Annotated in this window: 17 protein-coding genes; 7 read left to right on the forward strand and 10 right to left on the reverse strand. The window is 63.1% G+C overall.

Going from position 1 to position 15,321, the window contains the following annotated elements:
- The first annotated feature begins 4 nt into the window (after positions 1-4).
- On the forward strand, positions 5-676 hold the full coding sequence (locus tag IEW00_RS16115; RefSeq protein ID WP_188515441.1) for a flagellar hook assembly protein FlgD: 672 nt from the start codon (positions 5-7) through the stop codon (positions 674-676).
- A 391-nt stretch (positions 677-1,067) separates the two neighbouring features.
- Here the strand turns inward: IEW00_RS16115 and IEW00_RS16120 are convergent, their stop codons facing one another.
- The 6 genes from IEW00_RS16120 to IEW00_RS16145 form a co-directional block, all read right to left on the reverse strand.
- Positions 1,068-1,472 (reverse strand): hypothetical protein, encoded by a 405-nt coding sequence (locus tag IEW00_RS16120; RefSeq protein WP_229737093.1) that lies wholly within the window; start codon positions 1,470-1,472, stop codon positions 1,068-1,070.
- 165 nt (positions 1,473-1,637) lie between these two features.
- The gene (locus IEW00_RS16125) at positions 1,638-2,465 is read right to left on the reverse strand and encodes a flagellin (protein ID WP_188515442.1); all 828 of its coding nucleotides are present in this window, start codon (positions 2,463-2,465) and stop codon (positions 1,638-1,640) included.
- Between the two features lie 222 nt (positions 2,466-2,687).
- Positions 2,688-3,437 (reverse strand): flagellar basal body L-ring protein FlgH, encoded by a 750-nt coding sequence (gene flgH / locus IEW00_RS16130; protein WP_188515443.1) that lies wholly within the window; start codon positions 3,435-3,437, stop codon positions 2,688-2,690.
- A gap of 24 nt (positions 3,438-3,461) precedes the next feature.
- Positions 3,462-3,926 carry a flagellar basal body P-ring formation chaperone FlgA gene (flgA, locus tag IEW00_RS16135; RefSeq protein WP_229737094.1) on the reverse strand — a complete coding sequence of 155 codons (465 nt, stop codon included), beginning with the start codon at positions 3,924-3,926 and terminating at the stop codon, positions 3,462-3,464.
- Entirely contained in the window at positions 3,926-4,711 is a 786-nt protein-coding gene (gene flgG / locus IEW00_RS16140) for a flagellar basal-body rod protein FlgG (protein ID WP_188515444.1), read from the reverse strand. The genes flgA and flgG overlap by 1 nt, the downstream gene beginning before the upstream one ends.
- Before the next feature lie 38 nt (positions 4,712-4,749).
- Entirely contained in the window at positions 4,750-5,496 is a 747-nt protein-coding gene (locus IEW00_RS16145) for a flagellar hook-basal body complex protein (protein ID WP_188515445.1), read from the reverse strand.
- 134 nt (positions 5,497-5,630) lie between these two features.
- Here IEW00_RS16145 and IEW00_RS16150 point away from each other — a divergent pair, with 134 nt between their 5' ends.
- From IEW00_RS16150 to IEW00_RS16165, 4 genes are read left to right on the forward strand one after another with little or no spacing between them, the layout of a single operon-like run.
- The gene (locus IEW00_RS16150; protein WP_188515491.1) at positions 5,631-6,158 is read left to right on the forward strand and encodes a flagellar basal body-associated FliL family protein; all 528 of its coding nucleotides are present in this window, start codon (positions 5,631-5,633) and stop codon (positions 6,156-6,158) included.
- On the forward strand, positions 6,155-7,174 hold the full coding sequence (gene fliM, locus IEW00_RS16155) for a flagellar motor switch protein FliM (protein WP_188515446.1): 1,020 nt from the start codon (positions 6,155-6,157) through the stop codon (positions 7,172-7,174). Before IEW00_RS16150 ends, fliM begins: the two co-directional genes overlap by 4 nt.
- Positions 7,171-7,512: a DUF6468 domain-containing protein gene (locus tag IEW00_RS16160; protein ID WP_188515447.1), complete on the forward strand. Its 342-nt coding sequence runs from the start codon at positions 7,171-7,173 to the stop codon at positions 7,510-7,512. The genes fliM and IEW00_RS16160 overlap by 4 nt, the downstream gene beginning before the upstream one ends.
- Complete coding sequence (locus IEW00_RS16165) at positions 7,509-8,114, forward strand: MotE family protein (protein WP_188515448.1); 606 nt, start codon at positions 7,509-7,511, stop codon at positions 8,112-8,114. Before IEW00_RS16160 ends, IEW00_RS16165 begins: the two co-directional genes overlap by 4 nt.
- Positions 8,115-8,166: 52 nt before the next feature.
- Here the strand turns inward: IEW00_RS16165 and IEW00_RS16170 are convergent, their stop codons facing one another.
- Complete coding sequence (locus tag IEW00_RS16170) at positions 8,167-8,607, reverse strand: hypothetical protein (RefSeq protein WP_188515449.1); 441 nt, start codon at positions 8,605-8,607, stop codon at positions 8,167-8,169.
- A gap of 91 nt (positions 8,608-8,698) precedes the next feature.
- Here IEW00_RS16170 and IEW00_RS16175 point away from each other — a divergent pair, with 91 nt between their 5' ends.
- Both IEW00_RS16175 and IEW00_RS16180 read left to right on the forward strand, forming a co-directional pair.
- Positions 8,699-8,932, forward strand: a complete 234-nt coding sequence (locus IEW00_RS16175) for a hypothetical protein (protein WP_188515450.1) — start codon at positions 8,699-8,701, stop codon at positions 8,930-8,932.
- 8 nt (positions 8,933-8,940) lie between these two features.
- Positions 8,941-10,806: a hypothetical protein gene (locus tag IEW00_RS16180; RefSeq protein WP_188515451.1), complete on the forward strand. Its 1,866-nt coding sequence runs from the start codon at positions 8,941-8,943 to the stop codon at positions 10,804-10,806.
- A 44-nt stretch (positions 10,807-10,850) separates the two neighbouring features.
- Here IEW00_RS16180 and IEW00_RS16185 read toward each other — a convergent pair whose 3' ends face one another.
- From IEW00_RS16185 to IEW00_RS16195, 3 genes are read right to left on the reverse strand one after another with little or no spacing between them, the layout of a single operon-like run.
- A complete protein-coding gene (locus IEW00_RS16185) occupies positions 10,851-11,756 on the reverse strand; it encodes a flagellin family protein (RefSeq protein WP_188515452.1) in 906 nt (301 codons plus the stop codon).
- Between the two features lie 11 nt (positions 11,757-11,767).
- Positions 11,768-13,864: a FlgK family flagellar hook-associated protein gene (locus IEW00_RS16190; protein ID WP_188515453.1), complete on the reverse strand. Its 2,097-nt coding sequence runs from the start codon at positions 13,862-13,864 to the stop codon at positions 11,768-11,770.
- Positions 13,865-13,890: 26 nt separating this feature from the next.
- Positions 13,891-15,189, reverse strand: a complete 1,299-nt coding sequence (locus IEW00_RS16195; RefSeq protein ID WP_188515454.1) for a flagellar hook protein FlgE — start codon at positions 15,187-15,189, stop codon at positions 13,891-13,893.
- Between the last annotated feature and the right edge of the window lie 132 nt (positions 15,190-15,321).

Genomic DNA, 15,321 nt, shown 5'->3' on the forward strand with positions numbered 1-15,321 from the left:
TAATATGACCCCGATTTCAAGCAGCATCACTCCCGCTACGGGAGCCCAGAACGCGAACGGAGCCAACGCCGCGCTCAACGCCAATTTCGATATGTTTCTGAAGTTGCTGACCACGCAGATGCAGAACCAGGACCCGCTCGATCCGATGGAAACATCCGAGTACACGCAGCAGCTCGTGCAGTACTCTGCGGTCGAACAATCGATCCAGCAGACCTCGACGCTCAAGGATATTCTCGCGAGCCTGTCTACGCAGGATCTGGCACAGTCCGCCAACTTCCTGGGCACCTACGCGATGTTCGACAGCGCGACGGCCGGTATGTCCGCAACGACCCCGGCAGACTGGAGCTGGGAGGCGAGCCGTGCGGTCGAAACGCTTTCGGCCACGATTACCAATGCAAGCGGCCAGGTGGTCGAAACCCGGGTGCTCGACGCGGCCCGGGCTGGCAATTTCCGCTGGGACGGATCGCTCAGCAATGGCCGGACCGCGCCGGATGGCAGCTACACTCTGGCGCTGACGGCACGCGCGGCCGATGGTGCGAACGTTCCCGTAGCTATCCGGAGTAAGGGGTTGATCGACCAGGTCGAAACAGTCGGGGGCGTTGTCCGCCTGGGGATCAACGGTGCCGATTTCGGCGTACCTGACCTCATCCGCGTAAGATCACGCGCCGACGATTAATTCTGGAGGGATGACACCTTCAACAGCCGAATGTTGCTATAATAAAATCAAGCCTGGCAGCTAAATGTCCCCCGTTTCTGCCAGGCTCTGACTTCCGGGGTACTTGCTGCTAGTCCGTTGCGCGGCGATCGGTTCCTGTTCGAGCTTCGCCTCAAGGACCCCGGAAGTCCCCCTTTTGCAGATAACTGCCATCTGGCACGCCCCCATGTCGATAGTGCCACTGGTTCGATGGCGCTTCCGGTTGAGGTCACATCCTCCCGCACGCCTCCTCCCCCAAAAACAACCGTTACACCCGTGCCAAAGCGGCGCAGCTGGGCTTCCTGTTCCAGCCTTGCCGCAAGCCGGCAAGGTGGTGGCGGGTCGCCGACAGCCTCGGCGACCCCGGCATCGGTCAGTGAATATAGGCGTGTTTGCGCCGCTCGATCTCGCGGGCATGGGCACAGACCAGACACAGCTCGGCATACACCCGGTCCCACAAGGGCGCAGCCAGGCGAAACGGCTTTTCGTCGTTGATCTGGTCGATGATCACGGCCGCCGCCGGAATGATATCGAGCTGAAACCGCGTGGGAAAAGTCCCGCCGATCTCTTCTTCCGGCATCTCACCTGGCACCGCCAGGCGGGCGGACATAATGAAGCCGACCAGAATATCCGCGCCATAGCCATCCAGCATGACCTTGCCAGCGCCGGGCACCTCGGGATGTTCCAGCGTGACGAGAGCGCCAGCGGGGTGCGGCTCGACGGTAATGCGCACGACATCGCCGAATGGATCGACGATTTCCCGAACTCTCGGAAACATATTCACCACCTTGTGCGCGCTTGTTTAATTGCAGGCCCTGCCAAGGACCACGAATGCCTGGACGAGCGCCCATGTTACATCGCTGAGGCCCAAAATAAATGGGGCCGGGCTTGCGCCCGGCCCCAAGTAGCTCGTTCGGTCGAACCGACCAAGCCTCGTTGCCGATTAACGGAACAGCGAAGTGATGGTCTGAGGCGCCTGGTTTGCAATCGAGAGCGCCTGAACGCCCAGCTGCTGCTTGACCTGCAGCGCCTGCAGCTTGGCCGATTCCTTGGCCAGATCGGCATCGACGAGATTGCCGATACCGCTTTCGATCACGTCCGACAGCTTGCCGTTGAACGCCAGCTGACCTTCGATCTTGCGCGACGCCGAGCCCAAAGTGCTCAGTGTCGTGGTCACCGCAGTAGCCACGGTTTCGATCTCGGTCAGCGCCGTATCGGCATTGGCCTTGGTATCAAGACCAGCAGCCAAAGCGGCAGTGACGTCAGTGTCGAAGGTCTGGTTTTCCACCTCGAGCACGCTCGTGGTGTCGAGCGACTGCAGCGCGGAAACCGCACCCGTTGCAGTAGCGTCGTCCTTCAGCAGGTTGGTGCCATTGAACTCGGAAGAAGCGATGATCGTGGTGATCTGCTCCTTCAGAGCCGTATAGTCGGCATCGATTGCGGTGCGGCTATCGTCATCGATGCCTTCATCCGATGCCTGGATGGCCTTGGCCTTCATCTGGTTGAGGATGTCGGAGATCTGCTCCGAACCTGCAACCGCCACATCGACAGCGCTCTTCGCCCGGCTGAGCGAGGAGTTAACTGCCGAAAGACCGCCGACGTCACCGCGGAGCTTCTGCGCGATCGTAAACGATGCAGAATCGTCCTTGGTGCTTGCGACGTTCAAGCCGGTGTTGATGCGGCTCTGAACCTGCGCCAGGCCCTTGTTGGTCTGGTTCAGGCTCTGCAGAGCCGCCATGGCACCGATGTTGGTGTTGACTGAAAACGACATGGGTATTTTCCTTCTGGGATGAACGGGTAGCATTCTGCTGCCCGGGCCAGAAACGCTGGCCCTCGACGAACCGCAAAAAACGCGGCCCGCTCTTCATTTTGGGAAGGAATGACAAGCTAGCCCAAATGGGTTGGCGAATTTAAATTCTATCGCTGGAAAGAGAATTGCGCGGACTGCGTCACGCCCCGGGGAGCATGCCCCCCGCGCACCCGAACCAGCAGATCAGAACGGGAACAACGCCTCATAGATCTGCTGGCCCCAACGGGCCTGCTGCAGATCGCTGAGCTGCCCGCGGCCACCATAGCTGATCCGCGCTTCAGCGATCTGGCTGTGCGCGATGGTGTTGGTGCGCCCGACATCCTGCGGTCGTACGATGCCCGTCACAATCAGCTCGCGCAGATCATAATTGACCCGCATCTCCTGCCGCCCCCGGATGACCAGATTGCCGTTGGGGAGCACCTCGGTGACGATCGCTGCCATCGTCATGTCGATGGTCTCGCTTCGTGTCGTCGAGCCCTGTCCACCCGACCGCGAAGTCGAGGTTGCATCGATCGCGCCACCGGGTGCACCGGGAATACGCGTTTCAAGTCCAAGCAGCGCGCCGATTCCGACGCTCTCCGATCCATTGCGCGAGCGCGCAGTCGTGTTGCTGAAATCGGCCTTGTCGGCGATGTTGATCATGATCGTCAGAATATCGCCCACCCGCGAGGCGCGTTGATCGTGGAACAGCGTACCTGCTCCGGCGCGAAACAGCGAGGCGCTGGGCGGCGCGGCCGCCAGCGGCGCTGCCGTCGATCCCGTCCGACGATCGCTCGGCCCTTCCGAAGCGATCGAGCGCTCGAAAGCTGGCACCACGAATTCATCCATCGGCGTCAACGCGGGCGCGCGGCCCACGTTCTTGAGGCGGTCAACGGTTCCGCAAGCGGACAGAATTGTTGTTGCCGCAGCCAACAGCAAAATATTGTTCTTCATGTCTATCTCCGAAAATTGAAAGGCTCAGCGTGCTGTCACGCGGACGACGCCTGGCTCTTCGGCGATGGCGTCAAGCGTCTGGTTGGTCGCTTCGTTGAACACCCGCAGTGGCTTGCCACGCGCAGCATCGGCCAATGCGCGGCCATTGGCGCTGATCGTCAGCGCGCCGCTGCGCAGCCTGATCGTGACCGGATCACCGCGCAGGATGACGCGAGGGTCGCCAAGGTCGCCGGCGCGCACCGGCAAACCGCCGCGCAAGGTGCGCCGCGCCTCGCGACCCGCAGCCTGTTGCGCCGACATCGCGTCGCGCGCCTGTGCAACGGGGATCTCGGTGCTCGTAAAGTCGCCGGCAGCCAGCACCTCGCCGCGCTGGACAGTGCGGGCGAGGACGTCGGTCGACGCCATCGGCGCGGCTGCCTGCGCCAGCAAGGGTGCGACGGGTAACAGCGCCGACGCCAGCGCTGCGAGGACGATCGGGCGCACCATCATCAGCGCAACTGACTGGTGGTGCCGAGCATTTCGTCGGCGGTCTTCACGACACGGCTGTTCATCTCATAGGCGCGCTGCGCGGTAATCAGCGCGGTGATCTCGGCAACGGGGTTGACGTTGGATGCTTCGACGAACCCCTGGGCCAGATTGCCAAAGCCCGGTTCGCCAGGCGCGGCGATCGTCGGTTCGCCCGACGCTGCGGTGGCAAGGAACAGATTGTCGCCCTTGGCTTCGAGACCGGCTTCGTTGACGAACGTCGCCAGCTCAATCTGGCCAACCACCTGCAGTTCCGCCTCGCCATCCAGCTTGACCTGAACCTCGCCGGTCCGCGAGATCACTACATCGACCGCCCCTTGCGGGATGGTGATGCCAGGCTCGACCGGAAGTCCCTGCGAGGTGACCAGTTCGCCCTGATCGGAAATCTGGAAGGCGCCATCACGGGTATAGGCGATTTCTCCCGTAGGTAGCTGGACCTGGAAGTGGCCCAAACCCTGGATCGCCAGATCGAACCGGTTGTCGGTCTGCACCAGGGCACCTTGCTCGGCGATGCGATAGACGCCGCCGGTCCGCACACCTGTGCCGATCTGAATTCCCGATGGCACACGAGCCTCGGCCCCATTGGACGCCGCGCCCGGACGCGAGACCTGCTGGTAGAGCAGATCCTGAAAATGGGCCCGCTGTCGCTTGAAGGCGGTCGTGTTCATGTTGGCGATGTTATTTGCGATGACATCGACATTGGTTTGCTGGGCCAGCATGCCGGTTCCGGCGATGGAGAGGGTACGCATGGGTTAATTCCTTTCTGCAAGGTGGATCAAAAAGCGGGTCAGCCTACGCGTCCGAGCTTGTCGAGAGCGCGCTTGCGCATGTCATTGAGGCTCTCGTTCATGCGCACGCTGTTCTGGTACAGTCGCAATATCTCGATCATCGCGGTGGTTTCGAGGATCGGCTGGACGTTGGACCCCTCGACACCGCCTGCGTGCAGTTTGGTGTCTGCGGCGGCCAGGACACGGCCTTCCGCGCCCGAAAACAATCCGTCGCCGCGGGGCGCCAAGGCGGTTTCGTCGTCAAACACCGTGATTGCGACCCGGCCCAGCGGACCGTCTGGTCCCAAGACGGTGCCATCGCTGGCGATCGAGATCCGGTTTGCCTGCTCGGGCGGCACATTGATCGCCTGGCCGCCCTCGTCCAGCAGGCGCTGCCCACCCGCGACGGCGAGGTCGCCATTTTCGAGCACGGCTAGAAAGCCCGCGCGCGTGTAGGCCCTGCCGCCGGCATCGGGCAATTCGACCGTCAGATAGCCCGGGCCCTCGATCATGACATCGAGTGGATTGTTCGTCGGCTGGAAGGCACCGGCGGTCATGTCGTGCACCGCGTGAAAATCGAGAACGAAGGATGTCTTCTTGGCATCCTGGGTGATCGCGTCGTCGGCCTTCTCGACAAATTCCTGAAACAGCGGCTGTTCTCGCTTGAACCCGACTGTCGAGGTGTTGGCCATATTGTTGGCCACGATGTCTAGCCGCCGCTTGAGGGCCTGTTCGTGGCTCAACAGAACGTATGAGGGAATGTCCATCGGTGGGCCGCTCCAAAAAATCGGCGATGAAAAAGCGCACTAGGCAAAACTTGCCGGGTGACAGCCCTATAATAGAAGCAAAACACCCGATGGCGGCGCGACCGCTGGATTTTGCAACGAAGGCGAGCGCGCACATGGCCACGGATACCGACGACCAGGCATTGATAGAGGCAGAGGCTGACGGGGAGACAAAGCAGCCACGCTTCTCCAAAAAGAAGAAGGTCATTGCTGCGGCGGTCGCGGGCGTTCTCGTCCTGGCGGGCACCGGCAGCGCACTGATGCTCTCCGGGGGGGACGATGCCGCCGACGAAGCCAACGCGGACGATGATGCAGACAAAGGCGAGAGCGGCGACGGCAAGACCAACTTCGTCGAGGTCGCCCCGATGGTGATCAACCTGCGATCAAGCGACGGACAGGCCCGGTTCCTCAAACTGCGGTTCCTGCTGGCGGCTTCATCGCCGGGCGACATGGCGGTGATCGAGGCCAAGCTTCCGCAGATCCTCGACAGATACCAACCGTTCCTGCGCGAGCTGCGGCCCGATGACCTTGCAGGCTCGGCCGCCGTCTACCGGCTCAAAGAGGAGCTGCTTCTGCGCGCGCGCGACGTGCTAGGTGCAGGCGTGGTCAGCGATGTGCTTATTCAGGATATGATCCAGCAATGAGCGGCATGGATTTCGAGGAGATCGAGCTCCCCGCACCGCCGATGGCGGACTTGCCCGAGGGCGTGACCTTCGATCAGGCCAGCATCGATGCGCTTTTCGGCGATGCCAGCGATCTCATGCCGCAGAAAAGCGGTCTGCGCGCTGTCATCGAATCGCGCGTGGTCAACCATGCACGGCTGCCGATGCTCGAGGTCGTGTGCGAGCGCATGGTGCGCTCTTTCGCCACCAGCATGCGCAATCTCACTTCGGACGCGATCGAGGTCTCGCTCGATGAGATCGCCTCGGTCCGCTTCGGTGATTTCATGAACCACGTGCCGCTGCCGTCGATGCTCGCGGTGTTCAGGGTCCCCGCCTGGCAGGATTATGGCCTGGTGACGGTGGAGGCCAGCCTGATCTATGCGGTCGTCGATGCGCTGCTCGGCGGCCGGCGCGGGGCAGCGCCGCGCAAGATCGAGGGCCGCGGTTTCACCACGATCGAAACGACCCTGGTATCCAAGATGATCGAGCTCATCCTGCGCGAGTTCAGCACCGCGTTCGAACCGATTTCGCCGGTGACGATGGAGCTGGAGCGCATCGAGACAAGCCCGCGCTTCGCCGCGATCGCCGGCCCGTCGAACGTGGCCTCGGCAGCGACCTTCGGCGTCGATATGGACGGCCGCGGCGGCAAGTTCACCATCTTGCTTCCCTTTGCCACGCTCGAGCCCGTGCGCGGCAAGCTGACGCAGCGCTTTATGGGTGAAAAGCTGGGCGGCAACAGCACCTGGCTCAACCATATGCGTTCGGAAATCCTGCAGACCGAAATCGAAATCTCCACTGTTCTTGGCGAGCGCCAGATGCGGCTCGCCGACATCCAGTCGCTGGCCCCGGGCCAGACCATCGCCTTCGACGTCGCACCCGACGATCCGCTCGAAGTGCGCTGCGGCGGAGTCACGCTGGCCCGAGCCCAGATCGGGCGACAGCGCAATCAGATCGCAATCGGCATCGTCTCGACTATCGGAAAGGAAATGCCCCGATGAGTTTTACCGCTATGACCAACGTCATCACCATCCTCTTCTGCCTGGCCGTATTGGTCCAAAGTGTCAGGCTGATGCGCAGCCTGAAGCAGGTGCGCGATGTCAGCCTGAACGATACCGTCGGTGCGCTCGACACCGCCACCGCGCAGGCGCGAACCGTTCTCGATGGCCTGCGCCAAACACTTTCCACCGATGGGACCGCAAACCTGCGTGTGCTGGGCGAGGCGCGTGAAATTCGCGATGAACTCGATCTCATGATCGGCATCGCCAACGCCGCAGCCGAGCGGTTGCTGGAAACCGCATCGACCGTCCAGCCGTCCTTTGAGAAGTCAGCGGCATGAAATTCAAACACCCGTCGCTGCTGATGCTAATGACTGGCGCTGCTGCGGTGTCCATGCTGTCGCATGGCGTGAACGCATCGTTCGCCGCCGAAGGCGAGCGCGCGACACCGACCACGCGGCTTGGTACCGCGATCCAGTCGGAGATGACCGAGCGTGATCGCGCCGCCAAGCAACGGGCGCGCGCGCTTGAACTGCGCGAACAGGCCATCAGGGCATCGGAAAAGCGTCTTGAGGCGAATGCGCAGGCACAGCAGCAGCAAAAAGGGACCAAGACCGGCCCCGCCGCGCAATCCGGTGCAGAAGCTGAATCCGCGACGCTGGACCAGCTGGCCCGGATATACCAATCGATGAAGCCCAAGCAGGCGGCCCGGGTTTTTGAACGGCTCGCAATCGATGTTCAGGTGGGAGTGGCCCGCAAGATGCGCGAACGGGCAACGGCACAGGTCCTGGCGGCGATGACCCCGGATGGGGCAGCGCGTCTGAGCATGGCACTGGCCGAGGAGACCAGTCGCCCCCGGATGCAGTCCCAGTATCAGCCCCAGCCGCTTCCCCGGTCAAAGCCCGAGCAGCAGCAGCGTCGCCCGGCCAATCCTCCCGGCTGACAGCCGAGCACCGCGCAGGATAGCCGAAGCGGTCCTGCGCGCCTGCCCGTCTTCAGGCCGATCTGGCGGTCACTTCCACCAGCAGCACCCTCGCGATACCTGCCTGGCGGGATTGCAGCGCCTGCGCCAGTTCCGCGGCCAGACGCCGCGCGTCGATCGCCACGAATGGCGATGCGGACAGCCGCGCGAACTCGGCACCGACCGCGAGCGCTTCGGACCGCAGGACGGGCATGTTGGCGGAGAGTGTCTCGGACGCACCTGCCTGATCGGCCTCCAGCACCAGCTTGAAATGCAGCGTCCCCTGGACGCGCGCACCGTCGATGATCGGCAGGTCAATCTGCTCCATAGGGATAAGCTCCCCGGGCGTCGACAATTCGCCACTGGTCTGGGCGCCGGTCTTGCCGGCGACTTGGCCGTCGTCTGCCCCCGCCGCCTTGCTCAAAGGGAGGGTTGCGAGCAGTGCGCTTGCCAAAAGAATAGTCTTGGTGGTCATGGTTTGCTCTGCCGTCCATTGAAAAGGAACGCGCGCCTGCGGAGCAGCCGGCCCTCCCTCTATAATAGAAGATAAACCGTCCGGAGCGCGCATGAGCAACGATCAAAAACCAGCACGCATCAAGATTGTAAACGGCGGCACGCCCGCAAACGTCCGCGGCAATGCCGCAAAGACCCCGGCCCCGACGCCGGAACCGGCCGTTTCGTCCACCCCTCCTGCGTCGCAAACCAATCGTCTGGTGTTACTGGGCGCGGTTGTATTCCTGCTCGGTTGCGCGATCGGTGGAGTCACGCTGGCCGCTTGGCCGCATGTCGGCATGGGTTGAGGATCGCCATGCGCCCGCTTGTCGTTATCACCGCCTCGCTTTCGCTCACGGCCAGCGGTCTGGCCCAGACTGTCCCGCCCAAGACGCAGGAACCCGCGCCTGCAGACGCTGCAAAACCTGCAGAACCGCCGGTCGAGCCTGAGAATTCAGACGGACAGCCGCTGGACAAGCTCCCCCGCCTACCCGGCTTTGCCGCGTCACTGGCCAATGAACCTCCCATCACCGACGTCTCGGGCTGGAAAACCCTTCCCGATCAAGATGCGTGGAAGGCCATTGTCGGCAGCACCGAACGCTCGCGCCAGTCGGCACGATGGCAATTGGCGCGCAGCCTGCTCGGCAAGGGGCGTGCACCCGAAGCCTATGGCGTGCTGGTCGCCATGGGGGAAGATGATCCGGATCTCGCGCTGGTCGCAACCTATCGGCTGGCGCTGGGTGCCGCGCTGGTCGGGCTCGGTCGGTTCCCGGATGCGCTCGCTGCGCTTTCGGCGGAACTGCTTGCGACGAATCCCGAGGCCTGCGCCTGGCGCATGCGCGCGCTGGCCGGTGCCGCGATGCCAGCCGATGCCTTGCAGCAATGGGCCTGCGCGCGCCCGGCGATCGCCGCACGTCGCGGGAAAACGCGCGCGACCTTCATGCTTGCCGCCGCCGATGCTGCGCTGCAGGCCAACCAACCTGCCCTCGCGTTGGCCTTGGTGCAAAAGATGCCCGAGGCCGACCCCGCAGCGAACCTTATCCGCGGACGCTCGCTGTTCCGGCTCGACAAGGTGCAAGACGCCAAGATGCGACTCAATCAGGCAAAGGGCAATGGCTCGCCTGAGCAGCGTGTCGATGCGCGGATTGCGCTGCTCGAAGGGCTGGCGGAGCGGGATCTGGTCAAGCCGAAACAGGCCTATGACGACCTGGAACGACTTAGCTATATCTGGCGCGGTGGACAGATCGAGCGGCGCGGGCTGATGCTGCGGCTGAAGCTGGCGACGGAGATGGACAATCACCCGGCGATGCTGAGAACCGGAGCAGCGCTTTTCCGCTACCACCCGGCGGCGATGGACAGCTCCATCTTGCTGGCCGGGCTGCACGACCGACTTCGCATGATCCTGGCACCCGAAAGCAAGATATCGCTGCCCGATGCAGCGGGGCTTTTTTGGGAGTATCGCGATTTGAGCCCGGCCGGTGCCGGCGGAGATTTTCTGGTGAGCCAGCTGGCCGACCGGCTGCAAGGCGCGCGGCTTTATGACCGTGCCGCAGAACTGCTCAATTACCAGATGACGGCCCGCGCAAAGGATGTCGCCCAAGGACCGCTGTCGGTCCGCGTGGCGAAGCTCTATATCCTCGAAGGGCGACCCGAACAGGCGCTGCGCGCGCTGCGCGGCAGCGACGGAAACATCTATCCCGAGGAAATCGTCTGGGACCGGCTGCGGATGGAAGCCATTGCGCTTCACCTGCTCGGCCGTACGGACGAAGCACTGGCCGTGCTCGATGGCGTTCCCGATGGGGCTGCGATCCGCAACGAAATCGAATGGAGCCGCCGCAACTGGCGCGCATTTGTCGATTCGGATCGTCAGCTGCCGACGCGACCGGGTCAGTTGACCGAAGTGGAACAGACCGTGGTGCTGCGCCGGGCGGTGGCATTGGCGATGCTGGGGCGCGAGGCTGCACTGGCGCAGCTGCGAGCGCGCTACGCGGCAATCTTTGCAGAGCTTCCAACGGCAACCGCCTTCGATCTGCTCACAGGGCCGGTCGATCAGCTGGATACAGAAAAGATCGCCCGCGCGATGGCGGCAATGCCGACCGCGAGTCCTGCAGGCGATGTCGCGGACCTGCTCACCGGCGCTGCACCGGCTGCGCCCAAGCTTTCACCGCGCAAGACCACATAGCCGGCACCGACTAGCCAGATGCGCCAGTCGGATGCCGTGGTCGTTCAGAGGAATTTGGTCAGGTTCAACCCGGCGATCTGCGCGAACACCGAATAGCTCGCCTCCAGCGTGGCCCGCTGCTGCGCAAGGTCCACCGCCACCTGGCCAAGATCGGCGTCCTCGTTGGACGCGATAATATCTCGCAGCAGCAAAGATCGCTGTTCAGCACGCACGCCGAGCGTTTCGACCTGGTTCTGCCGCCGGCCGTTCGCCGCATTGACCGAACGCAAGGCCCCCATGCCCTCGTCGATCTGCGCGACAGCATCGCGCAAGCTCTCCTTCTGCGCGGGTGTCAGCCTCACGCCGATCGCACCTGCGCCAGCCAGCGTGCGGAATGCCTCGTACAGACCCTTGCCCACATCACTGGCGGTGATGCCATAGCTGACCTCCCTGCCCTCGGTGAGATAGGCGGCAGTACGCACGTCGTCGTTGCGAAAGGCATCATCCGCTGTGGTCAGAAGTGTATCTTCGAGCGTTTCAGGCGCAAATGGCAGGACTTCGCTGCGCGAGCCGGCGAACAGCGCAGAGCCGCCCTCGACGGCGTTGAGGTTGCTGCGAAACTCTTCGAAAGCGCCACGGATCGTTTCCTGCAGACCATCGGCATCATCGGTTCCGATCGCGGTGACCAGTTGGGTACGCAGATCGCTCATCACGGTATCGACGCGGCTGATATGCGCATCATAAATCGAAAGCGTGACCGAAACATGCTTTGAAACGACCGACTGGGCCTCTTGCCGCGACAGCAGCGAATGCGCCGAAATCGTGCGTACCGCCTCGGTTCCCAGGCTGGCATAGTCCTGCGCCTTCTTTCCGGTCGACAAAGCTGTCTGGGTGACCGCAAGATTACGCTGGGCACGCTGGATGGCGTCGGCCATGGTGCGTTGCAGGGGAATGGTGGCAACTCGGTTCATCGCACGGCCTTTCAGCGGATCATGTCAAGCAGGGTGTCGTACATCTTGGTCGCGGTTGTGATCACGCGCGCGGCGGCGGAATAGCTGTTTTGAAGCACCACCATCTGCGACAGCTCTTCATCAAGGTTGACCCCAGCAAAGCTGTCACGACGGTTTACGGCATCGTCGCGCCGGGCGGCAGCGTCGGCCATCAGGTCTTTCATCTGCGCAGCTTGCGTCCCAGTGCGGCCCATCAGCAGGCTGGAGAATCGCTCCAGTGAGGCCGAAGCGCCGGTGCCGAAATCGATGACCGCGCCCAGTGCCGATACAAAGGCATTGGCACCGCGGGTATCGCCGCTGCCGATGGCGGATTCGCCTATCGCAGCATCGATCCGCAGCCGGCCCAGCGGAAGCTTGGTCGGATCAGCCAGCATTGCATCGCGCACGCCTGCCGAGCCGAGCCCGTTGGCACTCCCGGTCAGTTTCGCCAGCGCCGTGAAGGACACCCCGGTGCCGTTGCGGCTGGTCGAATCCGCTGCGATCGAAAGCACGGCACCGGTCGCCGCCGGGCTGGCGGCAAATGCGATGCGTCCGCGATCATCGAGGGCAAAGCTGCCGAAAGCGCCCAGCGGGCTCTGGTTGAGCTCGGTGACAAGATCTCCAAAAGTGCTCCCCAAAGCCCCGCTCAGCGTCGTTTTCCCAAGCGTCCGACCGGTCGCATCGCGCAGCTCGAGCTGGGTCGTCTCTCCTGCCCCGAAGCCGTGCGGATCGCTCGCCAAGAAGCCTGACGGGACCAGCGTTGCGCCATCGCTTCGCACGATGTCGTTGAGACCGAAATAATGGGCAAATCCATTGCCTGCGCGATCGCTCGGCGGCATCCCCTGCGCCACCGCGACGCCATTGGTGTTGCTTGCCGCGACGAGCGTCAGGCGGCCGTCCTGCAGGCTTGCCGTAGCCGCCCCGGCCAACCCGGTGTTGATCGCCGCCAGCGCGTCGTCGAGTGTGGCTGTGCCGCCCAGCGCATCAAAATCGATACGTGTGCTGGCGATCATCGCACCCTTTCGATCGGTCACGGCGAACACCGCTTCGCCGGTAAAGCCCAGCCGATCACCGCCGACAAGCCCGGTGGGTTTGCCATCAAGGCGGGTGGGTGGCGGAAACGTGGTGCCCGCATTGCTGACCGCGTTCAGGGTCTCGGCAAGGCCGCCAAAAAGCGTGCCGAGCTGGTCTGAAAAGTTCGGCAGCGTGCGATCGCGCAGGTCGAGCAAACCACCCAGCTTGCCTCCCACGACGGCAGAATCGATTTTTTCGCCCGTGGCGCTTGCAGGTTCGCCCGCCTCGTTGGCAAACCGGATGTCGATTACCGGATAGGCAGGCTGGGCCACCCCATCGCCAGCCACCACATACGAAAGCTGGCGCATCCGGCGGTCGAGCAGCACGGCACCATTGGCGGCGTCGATGTTGTATCGCCCGTCGGGCTGTAGCCGGACGGAGATTTTCATCATCGTGCTCAGCTCTTCGATCGCCGACATGCGTTGCCCCTCGGCACCAACGGCGCTGCGCCCCTGGCCCTGGAGCTGCGCAACCGTGGCGTTGAGGCCGTGAATGCGCTCGAGCAGGGTGTTGATACCCTCAACCGAATAGCTGACCTCTGACTCGACATCGCCGAGCAGGTTGCGCACATCGTCGTCGAGCTGGCGCAGCGATACGATGGCGTCCTGCACGTCGGTGACGAAGCCCGATGCATTTTGCGGCGAGCTTTGTGCGCTCGTCATGGCGATGGCGGAGGCTGTGATTGCGTCGAGCCGGGCCGGCAGACCCGCTTCGGAGCCTGGCTCGCCCAGCAGCGATTGCAGCCGGTCGAGATAGCTGGAGGTTACCTCGAACTTGCCGATATCCCCAGAGCGCAGGTACACCGTCTGTTCGAGGAACCGGTCGGCTATCCGCTTGGGCTCGCCAATGACGACCCCGCTGACGCGCCCCTGTGTGACGCCGGTGGTCAGCGAGATTCGTTCGCGCGCATAGCCGGGCGTGCCGACATTGGCGATGTTGTTGGAGACGGAGCGGATCCCGGCCTGCGCCGCCGACAGCCCGGATACTGCAGACCCAAGGATTTCATTCAGCGACATTTAGCCCACTCCGCCTCCCGATTGGCTTAGCGCTTGAGCGCGCTGATTTCCTGCAACATGTCATCCACCGTCGTGATGATCTTCGATGACGCGCTATAGGCACGCTGGAACCGGATCATGTTGGTGAACTCCTGGGCAAGGTCGACCGTGGACGCCTCGAGCGAGTTGGCAGAGATGGTGCCTCCACCCAGACTACCGGGGCGGTCGATCACGACATCGCCCGATTGCGGGGAGACGCCATAAGCGTTGCCCGACAGGCGGAAAAGCCCGTCGGGGTTGGCGAAGGTGGCCATCGGCAGCTGATAGATCGCCCGTGTCGTGCCATCATCGAAAATGGCACTAACGATGCCCTTGTTGCTCACCTCGACCGAGACGAGGTTGTTGAGCATTCCGCCATCGGTGCTCGCAGCTATCAGCGCGGAATCGCTGGCAAACTGGGTCAACCCGTCGAGCCCATCCTGGCTACCCAGCGCGAGCTGGATCGGCGAGGACCCGGCCTGGTTGGTCCAGGCCACGTTGAGTGATCCAAACAGCGCGGGATCCGAATTGGCAAGGTCGAGGCTGCCGTCGGGGTTGAACGCAACCGCACCGCTGGCCAGCAAGCCATTGGCGGCGGTGACCTCGGCGGGATCGGCATAAATCTCCGCGACCCACTGATTGGCGGCCGTTTTGGCAAAGCTCATCGTCACCTGATGGCTGGTGCCCTGCGCATCGAAGACCTCGAAGCTCCGCGAAAAATGCGGTTCGACCGTTCCTGTAGCCATGTCACCGGCTACAAACGGGTTGGCCAGCGGCGTCTGCGTTGACTGGAGGTTCACGCGAACCTGCAGTCGCGTGGTGGCACTGGCGGTCCCGCTCAAGCCGCTGAGACGCACCGGCTCCATTTCATTGAAGCCACCCGTGCTGATGTACCCACCCAGCGAATCAAGGCTCCAGCCCTGAAGAAAATAGCCGCTGGTATTGCGAAGAAAGCCTTGCTCGTCGGGGCGGAATGCGCCGGCGCGAGTAAAGGCAACGTCGCTTGTGGCGTCGTTGCCCAGGCGGGTGACGAAGAAACCGGCCCCATCGATCGCCAGATCGGTCTGACTGCCCGAGGCCTGCAAAAGCCCCTGCTTCGAGATCATCGAACGCGGGGAAACGGAAACGCCGCCAGCTGAATAGCTGGCCTTGGCGTTGCTGTCGGTTACCAGCGAGCGGAAGTTGGCTTCCACGCCCTTGTACCCGACAGTGTTGATGTTGGTGATGTTGTCCGCAACCGTCGCCATCGCGCTCGATTGGGCACCAAGTCCGGACACGCCGGCATAGAGGGCGGAATAAAGGCTCACGAAATGGGTTCTCCTGGGTTTGCAGGCGGCGCACGGCTGCCCCGGATACCATTCTAGGAGATCGCATCGGCCGATCCCAAGCGACACCAGATTTTCCTGACCGACAGCCGCGAGCCAGGCGGAGCCCGCTAT

This window comes from Blastomonas aquatica (assembly GCF_014639875.1).
In the GTDB taxonomy this organism is placed as follows: domain Bacteria; phylum Pseudomonadota; class Alphaproteobacteria; order Sphingomonadales; family Sphingomonadaceae; genus Blastomonas; species Blastomonas aquatica.

Bases quoted from the DNA above. Each gene is read 5' to 3' on its own strand.
- IEW00_RS16115 (WP_188515441.1), top strand. From the start codon at position 5: ATGACCCCGATTTCAAGCAGCATCACTCCCGCTACGGGAGCCCAGAAC.
- IEW00_RS16120 (WP_229737093.1), bottom strand. From the start codon at position 1,472: ATGTTTCCGAGAGTTCGGGAAATCGTCGATCCATTCGGCGATGTCGTG.
- IEW00_RS16125 (WP_188515442.1), bottom strand. From the start codon at position 2,465: ATGTCGTTTTCAGTCAACACCAACATCGGTGCCATGGCGGCTCTGCAG.
- flgH (WP_188515443.1), bottom strand. From the start codon at position 3,437: ATGAAGAACAATATTTTGCTGTTGGCTGCGGCAACAACAATTCTGTCC.
- flgA (WP_229737094.1), bottom strand. From the start codon at position 3,926: ATGATGGTGCGCCCGATCGTCCTCGCAGCGCTGGCGTCGGCGCTGTTA.
- flgG (WP_188515444.1), bottom strand. From the start codon at position 4,711: ATGCGTACCCTCTCCATCGCCGGAACCGGCATGCTGGCCCAGCAAACC.
- IEW00_RS16145 (WP_188515445.1), bottom strand. From the start codon at position 5,496: ATGGACATTCCCTCATACGTTCTGTTGAGCCACGAACAGGCCCTCAAG.
- IEW00_RS16150 (WP_188515491.1), top strand. From the start codon at position 5,631: ATGGCCACGGATACCGACGACCAGGCATTGATAGAGGCAGAGGCTGAC.
- fliM (WP_188515446.1), top strand. From the start codon at position 6,155: ATGAGCGGCATGGATTTCGAGGAGATCGAGCTCCCCGCACCGCCGATG.
- IEW00_RS16160 (WP_188515447.1), top strand. From the start codon at position 7,171: ATGAGTTTTACCGCTATGACCAACGTCATCACCATCCTCTTCTGCCTG.
- IEW00_RS16165 (WP_188515448.1), top strand. From the start codon at position 7,509: ATGAAATTCAAACACCCGTCGCTGCTGATGCTAATGACTGGCGCTGCT.
- IEW00_RS16170 (WP_188515449.1), bottom strand. From the start codon at position 8,607: ATGACCACCAAGACTATTCTTTTGGCAAGCGCACTGCTCGCAACCCTC.
- IEW00_RS16175 (WP_188515450.1), top strand. From the start codon at position 8,699: ATGAGCAACGATCAAAAACCAGCACGCATCAAGATTGTAAACGGCGGC.
- IEW00_RS16180 (WP_188515451.1), top strand. From the start codon at position 8,941: ATGCGCCCGCTTGTCGTTATCACCGCCTCGCTTTCGCTCACGGCCAGC.
- IEW00_RS16185 (WP_188515452.1), bottom strand. From the start codon at position 11,756: ATGAACCGAGTTGCCACCATTCCCCTGCAACGCACCATGGCCGACGCC.
- IEW00_RS16190 (WP_188515453.1), bottom strand. From the start codon at position 13,864: ATGTCGCTGAATGAAATCCTTGGGTCTGCAGTATCCGGGCTGTCGGCG.